The organism is Cellulomonas sp. JH27-2 (assembly GCF_014837175.1).
GTDB lineage: Bacteria > Actinomycetota > Actinomycetes > Actinomycetales > Cellulomonadaceae > Cellulomonas.
The window spans coordinates 396,148-408,601 of record NZ_JACYFR010000002.1 but is presented as its reverse complement, the minus strand read 5'-3'; the positions used below and the strand labels follow the sequence as shown (position 1 = coordinate 408,601).

Below are 12,454 nucleotides of genomic sequence, written 5' to 3'. Positions count from 1 at the left end.
GCCCCGCAGCCGACGCCGCTCGTGACGGAGGTGTGAGCGTGCGCGTCGTCGTCATCGGGGCGAGCGGAAACGTGGGCACCGGCGTCCTGCGGCGGTTCGTGGACGACGAGACCATCACGTCGGTCGTCGCCGTCGCGCGCCGTGTCCCCACCTCCACGCCGCCGCGGCCGTACTCGGTCGCCGAGTGGCGGGCGTGCGACCTCGCGTCGTCCGAGCCCGACGAGGTGGTGGTCGACCGGCTCGCCGCCATCGTCGCGGGCGCGGACGCCGTGGTCCACCTGGCCTGGGCCATCCAACCCAGCCACGACCGGCGCCGCCTGGCGCGGGTGAACGTGCTCGGGACCCGTCGCGTCGTGGACGCGGTCGTGCAGGCCGGTGTCCCGCACCTCGTGGTCGCCTCCTCGGCGGGTGCGTACTCCCCCGCTCCCGACGACGTCGCCCGTGCCGAGGGCTGGCCCACCGACGGCGTGTCCACGTCGTCCTACTCGGTGGACAAGGCCGCCTGCGAACGCCTGCTCGACGAGACCGAGGCCCGCCACCCGGAGCTGGCGATCGCGCGGCTACGGCCCGCGCTCGTCTTCCAGCGCGCGGCGGGCAGCGAGATCGGGCGACTGTTCCTGGGCCCGCTGGTCCCGCGCTCTCTCCTGGACGGCCGCCTGCCCGTCCTGCCGTGGCCGCAGGGCCTGCGCCTGCAGGCGATCCACGCCGACGACCTCGCCGACGCCTACCGCGAGACGGTGGTGCGCCAGGCGCGCGGTGCCTTCAACGTGGCCGCCCCGCAGGTGCTGCGCGGGACGGACGTCGCCGAGCTGGTCTCCCGCGGACGCGTTCGCGACGTCTCGCCCGGCCTGGTGCGTACCGCGGTCTGGGCCGGCTGGCACTCGCGAGCCGTCGCGGCCGGCCCCGGCTGGCTCGACATGGCCCTCGCGGCGCCCGTCCTCGACACGACGCGCGCCGAGCGGGAGCTCGGCTTCCGGCCGCGCTGGTCCGCGCTCGACGCCGTCCGCGAGGTCGTCGCCGGCATGGGCCGACGCTCCGGTACCGCCAGCCCGCCCCTGCGCCCGGGCAGGTGACGGCCAGGTTGAGGGACCACACCGACCAGCACGACACCGCGCCTGCCCCTGGGCCGGCACCATCGAGGAGGATTCATGAGCTCACCCATCCCTGACCCCGGCCAGGTTCCCGACGAGCCCAACTTCACCGACCTGCCGCGTGACCCTGATCCGCTGGGCGACGCGACGACGCGACCCGACGGCCCGGCGACACCCGACGCACCGGAAGGCGACTCCCTCGATCCCGCCGGGGAGCTCGAGGGCTCCATCGAACCCGAGTGACGCCAGGTCGCGGCACCGGCGGACGAGAGAAGCAGGAGGAGGACGTCCGTCGGGGCCGCGAGGTGCGCGAGCAGGTCGACACGTCCGACGACGGCGGCTGAGCCGAGCTCACGGCGGGAACCTCGACAGGAGGTAGCCGGCATACCCACCGGGGCTGCGACCCTCGGTGCGCCCGGAGGTGAGCACGTCGGTCACGTCGGTCGCGACCACCGTCACGCACGGGTCGCGGCGCAGGCGCTCGACGAGCAGAACGTCCTCGTGCTCGTCGACGGGCGTGAAACCGCCCGCACGCAGATAGGCGTCGGCGCGCACCCCCAGGTTCGCGCCGTGCACGTGACCGTTCGCCCGCCCCGGCACGCGTGTCGCCTGCCACGCGGCCAGCTGGTGCTCGGCCAGGTCGCGCGGGTCGGGGCGTACGGTGCCGACCACCACGTCGGCGCCCCCCTCCGCCAGCTCCACCTGGGCCGTGAGCCAGGTGTCGGGCACCACGGAGTCGCCGTCGGTGCAGGCGATCCAGGTCGCCGCCGGCTCGGTGGACCGGGCGGCCAGCGCGGCGTCGATCCCGGCGGCGCGTGCAGCCCCGACCGCCCGCTCCCGCACGTCCAGCGCACAGACGTCGAACCGGGCTGCGACCGCCGCCGAACCGTCGCCGCAGTCGTCCAGGACGACCACCACCCCCACCTCCACGTCGGGACGCCGCACGAGCAGGTGGTCCCGGGCGCGGACGAGCGCCTGCAGGCACGCCGGCAGCAGCGCCTCCTCGTCGTGCACCGGGACGACGACCACGACCCGCCGGACGGGCCCGCTCACGGGACCAGGCCCTCTCGCTGCGCCACCGATGCGGGCCGCGTGCGCCAGACGTCGATCACGACGTCGGCGTCCTCGTAGTGGGCCACGCCGGACATGCCCAACGCCTCGGCAAGCACCCGGTGGGCGTCGTCGCCGCGCATGGTGTGCTCGGCGACCGGGTGCCGCCAGTGGCAGGCGAGCACCACGGCGTCGGTCGACAGGTGGTCATGCAGCCCGTCGGCGAGCCGCGTGAGCTCGGACCTGCTCAGGTAGTAGGACACCTCGGACAGCACGACCAGGTCGAACGAGCCGTCGGGAACGCCCGTGCGGACGTCGTGGCGGAGCACCCGGACGCCGGCGTCGCTCCCGACGCGCGCCCCGGCCTGCTCGACCGCGGAGGCCGCGACATCGGTCGCGGTCAACTGGTCGCACCGCTCCGCGAGGCGCGCGGTCAGCAGGCCCACCGAGCACCCGATCTCGAGCCCGGCGGTGTACCTGCGCTCGGGCAGTATCGCCATCGTCAGGTCACGCTTGCGCTCCTCGTACCAGCGCGAGCCCAACCGCCACGGGTCGTCCCGCCGCGCGTAGGCGGCGTCGAAGAACTCCGCTGCCGGTGGTGCGGGCGGCTCGGTCTCCTCGATGAACACCTCTGTCGCCCGCTCGAAATGACGCAGGAAGCGCTGGTGGAGAGGGGCGAGGTCCTGCGGTGCGTCCGACAGCGGCTCCGTCTGCGTCGCGTGCTCGGTGGTGGCGCGTCGCTTGCGGTTGACCCCGCGGTCACCGAGCGGAAGCACCCGCATCTGCTGCCACGGGGTCGCGGGGTCGTCGGGGTGGGCCCAGTGCCACATCCAGATGGGGTACTCGAGCAGCCGCGCCCCGCGCTCGGTCGCGATCTGCGCGCAGACCTCACCCGTGACCCGGTGGTCGCGGTGTCCGTCGCCGCGCCACGGCGCCACGACCGCGGCGAGCGGCTGCGAGCCGATCGCCGCGGCCAGCGCCACAGCGATCTGCTCGCGGTGCTCGCGCACCTGCGAGTCCGGGAAGTCGAGCAGCGTCACCACGGAGTCCGGGCTGAGCACAGCGACGGCCCGCAGGACCTCGTCGCGCCGGACGCGGACCAGATCGTCGGGGGCAAGCGTCGCCGACCCCGGGTGCGATGCGGCGCCGTCGGTCACGACGACGACGTCCGCCGGGCGACCCGCCGCTGCGAGCTCGTGCAGCAGGCCACCGGCACCGAGGGTCTCGTCGTCGGGGTGCGCGGCGACCACCACCACGCGGCCGACGGGCAGCCGCAGCACCGGCAGCTCGGCCCATCGCTCGTCGCCCTCCCACGTCGCCGGCTGCGTACCGGCCGCCCGGCCGTCGAACGTCACCATCGCGTCACCATCGCCTCGACCACGGCCTCACGACCGCGCTCACCACGGTGCACGGTCCGCGCCGGCCAGCGCGCCGCCGAGCGAGGCGTCGTCGCGCTCAGCGTGCTGCTGGCGGACGTAGACCTCGAGGTCCGCGACGCGCTTGGCGTGGTCGGCCTCTTGCGTCAGGGGCCCCGGACCCAGGGCATGGGCCGCGGTGCGCAGCACGTCCTCGCACGTCCGGGCGACGACGGCGCGCACCCGCTTGGCCAGGAGCCGACCGCGCTGGCGGTCTGCAGGGAGCTCCGGCTCGCGACCGCCGCCGGTGGAAGCACCGGAGGCGTCGACGCTCGCGGCGGCGTCGGCGAGCACCAGGCGGGCCGCGTGCAGCCGCTCGTCGAGCGCCCCCAGGTGCATCGTGAGCAGTCGGTCCTCCGGCTTGCGGTGCGCCTCCGTGTGCACACGCCGCGCGATCGCCACCGCTCCCCCGTACCAGCACGCCGCGACCCCGAGGCCGCCCCACCAGAAGCCCGGCCGCTCGAGGTACCAGTCACCGCGGCGCACGAGGGCGGCCGGGACCGCGTCGAAGCGGAGGGGTGTGCTCGGGATCTCTGCCAGCCCGCGTGCGTACCAACCCTGCTCGAGCGACGCGACGCCACGGGCGCGCAGGTCGACCGCGAGCATGACCCGGGTGTCGGGCTCGTCGGCGAGCCGTCCGGTGACGAGCGCCGCGTCGAGCTCGCCAGCCAGGGAGCACCACGGCTTGACGCCGTCCAGGACCCACGACCCGTCTGCCGTCTCCCGTGCGGTCAGCCCGGGGCCCGGGCCCTCGGCGGCGTACACGCCCCACGTCGAGTCGTCGCGGAGCCCGAGCGCGCCGGGAGCGAGACCTGCCTGGTCGAGGATGGCGAGCGCGTCGAGGTGCGGCTCGACCGCGCGGGCGACGGCAAGGTCCATCGCCGCGCACGATGCCAGGAGCTCCCACAGCGCGACCGTGCCGCCCGTCCCGGGACGCAGCTGCGCCGGCCACCCGCGCGCGCGACCGAGGGCTTCGCTGACGCTCCCGAGCACCTCGCCCACCGGCACGGTGCCCGGGGTCGGGGTGGTCCCGATCTGCACCCGAACGTCGTCGTCGCTCACCGCGACCTCCTCTCGTGCCTCGTCGCCGCGCAGCGGCCCGGACAGATCATCACCAGGTTCCCGGCACACGGCCACCGGAACCGGTGCAGGACCCGCCGCAGCCCGCGCGAATCGTTGGACCGGGGGCCGGTGGCTGTGCGACGCTGCGCTCGGCCCGACGGCGCGCCGCCCCACCCGTCCACCCCGCCGCTGAGAGGTCCCTGTGCCGCACGTCCTGGACAACCCCGCCTGGAGCTCGTTGCTCGGCGTCCACGCCGAGTTCGCGGAAGGCACGGGTCACGCGCGCCGCTACCGGCCGGACGTGTCGCCCATCGTGGCCGTCGACGACGCCGCCGACCCGCAGGCGTGGGCCGACCTGGCCGACCTCGTGGGCCCGGGCGCACAGGTGGTCTTGCCCGGTGCCGACCGGCCGGGCGCGGGCTGGACCGAGGTCGCTCGCTTCGCCGGCGTCCAGATGGTCGCGACCGACCGGTTCGTGGACGCGCCCGACCCGGAGGCGGTGACGCTGGGAGCGGACGACGTCACCGACATGCTCGCGATCGTCGACCGCAACCAGCCGGGCCCGTTCGCACCGCAGACCTACCGGCTCGGCACCTACCTGGGCATCCGCCGCGGTCGCACCCTCGTGGCCATGGCCGGAGAGCGGCAGCACCCGGTCGGCTACACGGAGATCAGCGCCGTCTGCACGGACGCGGAGCACCGCGGCCAGGGCCTGGCGGCGCGCCTCGTCCGCGCGGTCGCGGCGGGGATCCGGGGACGTGGCGAGGTCCCGTTCCTGCACGCGTCGGCGGAGAACGTCGGCGCGATCCGCCTGTACGAGGCGCTCGGGTTCGCGTGGCGGCGGGACATCACGTTCCTCGTCGTCCGCGCGCCGGGCGCGTAGGGCGCAGGCCCTTCAGATCCCGCGCGACTCCCGGACCGCCTTGCGCACCAGGACGAACGGGAGCAGCAGCACTCCCAGCATGGTCACGAGCCACACGATGACGGTGCCGAGCACCCAGGTGGTCACCCCGTCGATCGTCAGGCCGTCGCCGACCAGCGTCGCGATCAGCAGCGCGAGGAACGTCGAGACCAGGCCGGCGGCACCGGTCAGTGCGCTGGCGTGGTCGCGGGTGATGCTCGCGATCCAGGGCGCGAGGATCGACTGGAGGATGGCGAAGACCAGCACGGCCACGATGAACCCCGACAGCTCGAGGTTGAAGTCGTCGAGGATCAGCGACGCGATCCACAGGCCCAGCGCCGCGGACGCGAGGAAGATGCCGGTGCGAATCAAGAACCTGATCATGACGGTCCACCTCTGCTCGTGTGTCGGATCTCGCGGTGTCGGCACCCGCCGAACCTGCAGGTCGGGCGCGACGTCCCACCTGGTCCACACCCTAGGGACATCCTGCGCCCGCGTCAGCACGACGGCGGGCGTGTCCGGGAGCGAGCGGGTGCCACGAGCGGGCATGGGATCATGGGAACCGCGCGACGACCGCGCACGCCCGGCATCTCGCCCCTCGGCTCGCCGGCCACTCCCCCGGACGACACCCGAGACGGATCCCGCATGACCACGACCACTCCCGCTCCTGCGACCACCACCGGCACCGGATCGACGACCGACGTCGGCATCGACGCCGCGGAGCTGGCGACGTTCCTGCGCGTGGCCGAGCACATCAGCCGCCTCCCGTCCGACCACCCGCAGCTGGCCCAGGCCCGGCGGGCGACGTCGGCGCTGTTCAAGGCCGCGAAGAAGCAGCGCCGGATCGAGCGCCGCGACGCGATCAGCGCAGCCGACCGAGCCGTGGTCGCCGCGACGGCCACGGGCAGCCCCGGGCGGATCGACGACGAGACGCGCGGCATCCCCCTCGTCTCGTCCACCCGCGGCGCGAGCGCGGGGACGTTGCTGCGGGCGCGTGCCTGCTACATCTGCAAGGAGCCGTACGCCCAGGTCGACGCGTTCTACCACCAGCTCTGCCCGGCGTGCGCCGAGCTCAACCACGCCAAGCGCGACGCACGGACCGACCTGACCGGTCGGCGCGCGCTGCTGACCGGCGGGCGGGCCAAGATCGGCATGTACATCGCGCTGCGGCTGCTGCGGGACGGCGCGCACACCACGATCACGACGCGCTTCCCCCGCGACGCCGCCCGCCGCTTCGCCGCGATGGACGACAGCCACGAGTGGCTCGACCGGCTGAGCATCGTGGGCATCGACCTGCGCGACCCGGCCCAGGTGGTGGCGCTGGCGGACTCCGTGGCCGAGCAGGGTCCGCTGGACGTCCTCATCAACAACGCCGCCCAGACGGTTCGGCGCTCCCCCGGCGCGTACTCGCGGCTCGTCGACGCCGAGCTCGAGCCGCTGCCCGACGGTCCGCTGCCCGCGATCACGACCTTCGGCCGGACCAGCAGCGCGCACCCGCAGCAGCTCGCGGGGGCGGTGAGCGAGCTGAGCAGCCCGACCCTGCCGCTCGCGCAGCGTGAGAGCGTCGCCGAGGCGGCGCTGACGGCGCAGGCGGCCTCGCTCGAGCGGCTCGTCGCGGGCACGGGCATCGACGCGGGCGGTCTGGTCCCCGACCAGGAGCACACCAACTCGTGGGTCGCGACGGTCGACCAGGTCGACCCCCTCGAGCTGCTTGAGGTGCAGCTGTGCAACCAGACCGCTCCGTTCATCCTGGTCAGCCGTCTGCGGCCGGCCATGCGACGCGCAGGCGAGCGGCACTCGTACGTCGTCAACGTCTCCGCGATGGAGGGGGTGTTCTCGCGCGGGTACAAGGGACCGGGTCACCCGCACACCAACATGGCCAAGGCCGCCCTCAACATGCTCACGCGCACGAGCGCCGGTGAGCTGGCCCACGACAACATCCTGATGACCAGCGTCGACACCGGCTGGATCACCGACGAGCGCCCGCACTTCACCAAGGTGCGGCTCGCGGAGGAGGGCTTCCACGCCCCGCTGGACCTCGTGGACGGCGCGGCCCGCGTGTACGACCCGATCGTGCGGGGCGAGGCCGGCGAGCTGCTGCACGGCTGCTTCCTCAAGGACTACGTGCGCTCCGGTTGGTGACCCGCGCGCGTCCCCGCGCGCACGACGTGATGAGCCTCACCCGAGCGCTGCGTCCGGTTCGCCCCGGTGTCGTCGCCGGAGCCTCACCCGAACAGCGCAACGACACCCGAACGTCACCCGGCCGGGGCCCCGCTGCCGCCGCCCGAACGCCGTAGCGTCGGACGTGAGAGCGCTGGCCAGGCGCCGACGAGCCGGGAGACGACGATGAGCGCAGCGGGTCGGGACCCGCAGTGGCGGGAGGCCGAACGGTTCGCCGAGCGCCATGCCCGCATGGTGCTCGCGCTCGTCGACGTCCGCGTCACGCCCGACGACGGCGACCCCGTCGACCTGCTCGGAGCGACGTTCGCGGCGATGGTCGACCGCAGCAGGGCACCGCTGGACATCACCCCGCTCGAGCGCCTGCGCATCGTCGCGGGATCGCGTACGGCGGCCTTCTACTCGCGGTCCGGGTACGCCAAGACGGCCACGCTGTGGGCGGACCGGCACGCCGTCGCGCTGTTCGCGTACACCGACGACGGATACAGCGCACCCGTGAACGAGACCGCCCGCGACCTCGTCGCCGACGCGCAGGCCACCAGCGAGCGACGCGTGCTGACGCAGATCGCGCAGGTCTCGCGCCGCGCCAACCAGCTGCGCGCCGAGCTGGAGCAGCGGGAGCGCGAGGCGTACGCGCACGCGCTGCGGGAGGCCGAACGAGCGCGCGAGGCCGAGCGGCAGCGAGCGATGGCACGGGAGCGGACCGAGGCGATCCTGGGCCGCACCCTGGTGCTCCTGCTCCAGGTCCAGCTCGACACGCACGCGCTGCACCGCGCCGTCGAGGGCCTCGCCGAGTCGTCGCTCGTCGAGACCGTAGTGGCCTCGACCGGCCGGATGACGATGTTCGAGCGCCCCGCCGCCTTCGAGCGGCTGCGGGCCGAGTTCCTGGATGCGACCGCGGCGCTCGACGTGCTGACCGCCGTTCCCGATCGCGGGACGTCGAGCTACCGGGCCGCACGGCGTGCGGTGGACGACGGCCTGGACGCGCTCGACGAGGCGCGCGGCGAGCGTGCATCGGGGCACGTCCCGCCGGAGGTCGTCACCGAGTCGCTGGTGCGTGTGCAGCGCGCCTGGCAGGTGCTCGTCGACGAGCTGGTGCGCGCGGCGCCGCCGGCACCGGTGCCGACCGTCCCGACGCAACGGATCGGGCTGCACCGCGAGCAGTCCCTCGCGTCCTGAGGCGAGGAGCCCGCCGGCTCAGCGCACGCGTTCCGCCAGGCCCCGCACATACGCGGCCTGCCCGAGGTGCTGCAGGTCGTCTGCCAGGATGCTGACCAGGCGCGCGCCGAGCGTGACAGGCGGGTCCCAGCCCTCGTCGACGACGCGGTCGAGGTCGCCCGGCTCCAGCCCGGCGACGAAGGTCGTCGTGGCCTGCGTGGCTGCCTCGAGGTAGCCGAGGAGCAGGTCGGCGGGGACGTCGACGGCGGCGACCTCGTCGGACGACTGGCCGTACCCGCTGGCGTCGTCGGCGAACGGGAGGTCGAAGCGACGCGCCCACCCGTCGCGCAACCACACCTGCTCGGCGCCCGCCAGGGGCGCGAGCTGGGCGTCCTGACCGCGTCCCGCGTGCCAGAGGAGCCACGCGATGGTGTTCGCCTCGGGGTCCGCGCGCCACGTGAGCAGAGGCGCGGGCAGGCCGTCGAGCAGCCGGCGCGCCGTCGGCACGATGCGACCGAAACCGTCGGTGAGCAGGTCGGCGACGTCCATCAGGCCTCCCGGGGTGCGGAGCGGATCAGGCCTGCGCTCGTGGCCAGGACCAGCGCGTCCTCGAGCGCGGCGGCGCGCGTGTCGGGCTGGGCCCAGGCGGGGCCGTCCTTCGCCGCCCAGGTGCGCCACGTGTACCCGGCGAACGAGCCGACGTAGGCGCCCGCGACCCCGACAGGGACCGCGGCCAGCACGGCAGCAGCGGAGCGCCGCTCGGCGAGCGCGAGCCCCAGGGCCCCGACTCCCCCGGCGACGAGCCGCGCGAGGAACACCGGTCGGTCGAGCCGGCTCGGCGCGTCGGGCAGCTTGTCCCCCACCACCTCGCCGGCGACGGCCAGGCGGCCGGCGGACCGCAGGAGGACCGCGACGGTCCCGCTGCGCCCGCGGGTGGCGACGGCGATCGGGACCGTGACCGCGACGGACGACCGCCCGCCGACGGCCAGACCGAGCGTGAACGAACGAACGAACGAGGACATGTCCCGTGTCTACCCGCTGGCGACGGACCTGGCATCTCGGGCGGCCAGGACGGCCTGGTCGTACGCCTGGTCGTACGCCCGGTCGTACGCACGGCGTTCAGCCCAGGTCGCGCAGCGCGCGGCGCTCCACCTCGTCGAGGACCTCGTCGGCGGCCTCGGGACTGACGTCTCCCTGCAGCCGGGCGTCCACGACGAAGCCGCGCTCGACCTCGCTCGCCGCGGCGAGCAGGCGTTGCACCTCGGGGTCGTCGCCGGGGTCGTCGTCGTCGTCCGCCTCACCGTGCGTCGCCGTGACGATGGCCTGCTGGGCCGCGAGGTAGCCGCGGTACTGCAGGGTCACGGCCTCGCGCACACGGTCGGGAACAGGGTCGCCGAGCCCGTCCTCGAGCGCCGCGAGGACCGCCTCGGTCGCACCGCGACGCAGCTCGCGTGCCTCGGCCCGGGCGTCCGACGTGGTGCCGACCTCGAGCCAGGACACCAGCGGGGCGAGCGTCAGGCCCTGGACGACGAGTGTGACGAGCACCGTCACGAGTGCGACGACGACGATGGTGTCGCGGCCGGGGAAGGTCGAGCCGTCGTCGGCGTACAGCGGCAGGGCCAGCGCGGTCGCGACGGTGACCACGCCCCGCATGCCGGCCCAGGAGGTCACGACCGCCTCGCGCCCACCCAGCGGCATGGGCCCACGACGCGACGAGCGACGCGTGCGCAGCGTCGCGGCGAGCACCCACACGAACCGCACGACGACCAGGACGGCGCACGTCCACGCCGCGAGGGACAGCGCGCGGGTCCGCTCGGGGCTGGTCCGCAGCACCTCGGTCAGCTCGAAGCCGATGAACACGAAGACGAAAGCGGTGATGAGGTAGTCCGCGTAGCGCCACACGGCCCGACCCAGCAGCCACCCCTCGGACGTGATCGCCGCGTGGCCGTACGTGCGCAGGTAGAGGCCGAGGGCGAGGACCGCGAGGACGCCCGAGCCGTGCAGCCGGTCGGCCGCGACATAGGCGGCGAAGGGCACCGCGATCGTCAGCGTCGTCTCGGCCGAGGCGGCGTGCAGGCGGGCCATCGCCACGCGGGTGACCCACCCCGACGCGATGCCCAACCCGACGCCGACGACCACCGCGAGCACGAGGCTGAGCCCGAGCTCACCGGCGCTGATCCCGCCGGCGACGACCGCGAGCACCGCCATCTCGTACAGGACCAGGGCGGTCGCGTCGTTGAACATCCCCTCGCCCTCGAGCACGGTGACGAGCCGGCCGGGCAGCCGCAACCGGCGTGCGACCGCCGTCGCGGCCACCGGGTCGGGCGGGGCGACGACGGCACCGAGAACGACAGCGGGCCCCCAGCCGAGGCCCTGCTGGTGCGCGAGCACCGCGACGGCTGCCGCGCTGGCGAGGGTAAGGCCGACCGCGAGCAGCAGGATGGGGCGGGCGTTCTCCTGGAAGTCACGGGCCGTGGCGCGCTGCGTGGCGGCGAACAGCAGGGGCGGAAGCACGAGCGGCAGGATGATGTCGGGGTCGACCCGCAGCACGGGCACGGACGGGAGCAACGGCACCAGCAGACCGAAGACGGTCAGGACGACCGGGAACGGCACGCGCAGGCGGTCCGCGAGCGGGGTCAGGACGATGATGCCCGCGACGAGGATCCCGATCAGCAGCGCGGTCGGCATGCCCCTCCCTCCCGTCGACGAGCCCTGCGAGGAACCCTAGCGAGCAGGCTGGTCGGTGTGCGCGAGCACGTCAGCCGAGCCGGACCAGCCGCGTGACGTCGTCGTCGGGCAGCACGTCCGCCACCGCGCCCACCTCCAGCTCCACGAGCGACACCACCCCGCCGTACGCGCTGAGGAACGCGGTGTCCGCCGCATCGCGCCCGGTCGAGATCCGCAGCAGCGTCCCGCGCGGAGCCAGGGTGGTTGCGTCGACCACGTGCCACGCCCCGTCCACCCAGGCCTCGACCACCGCATGGAAGTCCATGGGGTCGAGCCCCGGCGCGTATACGGCGACGAGGCGCGCGGGCACGTCGAGCGCTCGCAGCAGCGCGATGACGAGGTGGGCGTAGTCGCGGCAGACACCCTGACGGGCCAGGAGCGTGCGCAGCGCGCCGTCCGTCGGCAACGAGGAGCCCGGCACGTACGTCAGCCGCGTGCCGACCCACGAGCTCACCGCAGCCAGGAGCCCGGCACCCGACAGACCCGCGAACTCGGCCCGCGCGGTCGGGGCGAGCGAGTCGGACTCGCAGTACCGGCTCGGCCGCAGGTGCAGCAGGCGGTCGGCCTCGTCGTCCTCGTCCTGCAGCACGTGTCCGTCCACGCTCGCGCGGTACTCCAGCCGAAGGCTCCCCCCAGGTGCGTCGACCACGTGCAGGCGCGATCCGTGCGAGCCGACCAGCTCACGCGGCACGAGCGGCTTGCCGTCGAGCTCCAGGGTCAGGGACTCGTCGGTCGCGTCGCGTGCCGCCAGGGCGAAGGCCAGGGTGGCGGGCGAGGTCACGTCGAGGACGAGGTGGGCGCGGACGTCACGGTGCATGCGGTGATTGTGCAGGTGATCGAGCGCGGCGGCGAGCGGTGCGTCGACACATCTG

At 74.4% G+C, this 12,454-nt stretch carries 13 protein-coding genes; 5 read left to right on the top strand and 8 right to left on the bottom strand.

The window, feature by feature from the left end; translation table 11 throughout:
- Positions 1-38 precede the first annotated feature (38 nt).
- Together IC607_RS06810 and IC607_RS06805 are read left to right on the top strand one after the other, a co-directional pair.
- Positions 39-1,073, top strand: a complete 1,035-nt coding sequence (locus IC607_RS06810) for an NAD-dependent epimerase/dehydratase family protein (RefSeq protein ID WP_191786375.1) — start codon at positions 39-41, stop codon at positions 1,071-1,073.
- Between the two features lie 75 nt (positions 1,074-1,148).
- Complete coding sequence (locus IC607_RS06805; protein ID WP_191786373.1) at positions 1,149-1,334, top strand: hypothetical protein; 186 nt, start codon at positions 1,149-1,151, stop codon at positions 1,332-1,334.
- A 108-nt stretch (positions 1,335-1,442) separates the two neighbouring features.
- Here IC607_RS06805 and IC607_RS06800 read toward each other — a convergent pair whose 3' ends face one another.
- From IC607_RS06800 to IC607_RS06790, 3 genes are read right to left on the bottom strand one after another with little or no spacing between them, the layout of a single operon-like run.
- On the bottom strand, positions 1,443-2,144 hold the full coding sequence (locus IC607_RS06800; protein ID WP_191786371.1) for a glycosyltransferase: 702 nt from the start codon (positions 2,142-2,144) through the stop codon (positions 1,443-1,445).
- Complete coding sequence (locus tag IC607_RS06795) at positions 2,141-3,499, bottom strand: bifunctional PIG-L family deacetylase/class I SAM-dependent methyltransferase (protein ID WP_191786368.1); 1,359 nt, start codon at positions 3,497-3,499, stop codon at positions 2,141-2,143. Before IC607_RS06795 ends, IC607_RS06800 begins: the two co-directional genes overlap by 4 nt.
- 39 nt (positions 3,500-3,538) lie before the next feature.
- Positions 3,539-4,618, bottom strand: coding sequence for an acyl-CoA dehydrogenase (locus tag IC607_RS06790; RefSeq protein ID WP_191786366.1), 1,080 nt, complete (start codon positions 4,616-4,618; stop codon positions 3,539-3,541).
- 202 nt (positions 4,619-4,820) lie between these two features.
- Between IC607_RS06790 and IC607_RS06785 the strand changes: the two genes are divergently transcribed.
- Complete coding sequence (locus IC607_RS06785; protein ID WP_191786364.1) at positions 4,821-5,501, top strand: GNAT family N-acetyltransferase; 681 nt, start codon at positions 4,821-4,823, stop codon at positions 5,499-5,501.
- Positions 5,502-5,513: 12 nt separating this feature from the next.
- On the opposite strand, the gene IC607_RS06780 is transcribed toward IC607_RS06785, so the two are convergent.
- The gene (locus IC607_RS06780; protein ID WP_191786362.1) at positions 5,514-5,903 is read right to left on the bottom strand and encodes a phage holin family protein; all 390 of its coding nucleotides are present in this window, start codon (positions 5,901-5,903) and stop codon (positions 5,514-5,516) included.
- A 261-nt stretch (positions 5,904-6,164) separates the two neighbouring features.
- Between IC607_RS06780 and IC607_RS06775 the strand changes: the two genes are divergently transcribed.
- Together IC607_RS06775 and IC607_RS06770 are read left to right on the top strand one after the other, a co-directional pair.
- Positions 6,165-7,661, top strand: coding sequence for an SDR family oxidoreductase (locus IC607_RS06775; protein ID WP_191786360.1), 1,497 nt, complete (start codon positions 6,165-6,167; stop codon positions 7,659-7,661).
- Positions 7,662-7,865: 204 nt separating this feature from the next.
- Positions 7,866-8,876, top strand: a complete 1,011-nt coding sequence (locus IC607_RS06770; protein ID WP_191786358.1) for a hypothetical protein — start codon at positions 7,866-7,868, stop codon at positions 8,874-8,876.
- 18 nt (positions 8,877-8,894) lie between these two features.
- Here the strand turns inward: IC607_RS06770 and IC607_RS06765 are convergent, their stop codons facing one another.
- The 4 genes from IC607_RS06765 to IC607_RS06750 form a co-directional block, all read right to left on the bottom strand.
- Positions 8,895-9,404, bottom strand: coding sequence for a DUF664 domain-containing protein (locus IC607_RS06765; protein ID WP_191786356.1), 510 nt, complete (start codon positions 9,402-9,404; stop codon positions 8,895-8,897).
- Positions 9,404-9,877 carry a hypothetical protein gene (locus IC607_RS06760; protein ID WP_191786354.1) on the bottom strand — a complete coding sequence of 158 codons (474 nt, stop codon included), beginning with the start codon at positions 9,875-9,877 and terminating at the stop codon, positions 9,404-9,406. Before IC607_RS06760 ends, IC607_RS06765 begins: the two co-directional genes overlap by 1 nt.
- Before the next feature lie 97 nt (positions 9,878-9,974).
- Positions 9,975-11,543: a Na+/H+ antiporter gene (locus tag IC607_RS06755; protein ID WP_191786352.1), complete on the bottom strand. Its 1,569-nt coding sequence runs from the start codon at positions 11,541-11,543 to the stop codon at positions 9,975-9,977.
- Between the two features lie 70 nt (positions 11,544-11,613).
- Positions 11,614-12,399 (bottom strand): transglutaminase family protein, encoded by a 786-nt coding sequence (locus tag IC607_RS06750; RefSeq protein WP_191786351.1) that lies wholly within the window; start codon positions 12,397-12,399, stop codon positions 11,614-11,616.
- Positions 12,400-12,454: the final 55 nt, after the last annotated feature.

Coding starts and splice junctions, on each gene's coding strand:
- IC607_RS06750 (WP_191786351.1), bottom strand. CDS start 12,399: ATGCACCGTGACGTCCGCGCCCACCTCGTCCTCGACGTGACCTCGCCC.
- IC607_RS06760 (WP_191786354.1), bottom strand. CDS start 9,877: ATGTCCTCGTTCGTTCGTTCGTTCACGCTCGGTCTGGCCGTCGGCGGG.
- IC607_RS06775 (WP_191786360.1), top strand. CDS start 6,165: ATGACCACGACCACTCCCGCTCCTGCGACCACCACCGGCACCGGATCG.
- IC607_RS06805 (WP_191786373.1), top strand. CDS start 1,149: ATGAGCTCACCCATCCCTGACCCCGGCCAGGTTCCCGACGAGCCCAAC.
- IC607_RS06770 (WP_191786358.1), top strand. CDS start 7,866: ATGAGCGCAGCGGGTCGGGACCCGCAGTGGCGGGAGGCCGAACGGTTC.
- IC607_RS06780 (WP_191786362.1), bottom strand. CDS start 5,903: ATGATCAGGTTCTTGATTCGCACCGGCATCTTCCTCGCGTCCGCGGCG.
- IC607_RS06795 (WP_191786368.1), bottom strand. CDS start 3,499: ATGGTGACGTTCGACGGCCGGGCGGCCGGTACGCAGCCGGCGACGTGG.
- IC607_RS06755 (WP_191786352.1), bottom strand. CDS start 11,543: ATGCCGACCGCGCTGCTGATCGGGATCCTCGTCGCGGGCATCATCGTC.
- IC607_RS06765 (WP_191786356.1), bottom strand. CDS start 9,404: ATGGACGTCGCCGACCTGCTCACCGACGGTTTCGGTCGCATCGTGCCG.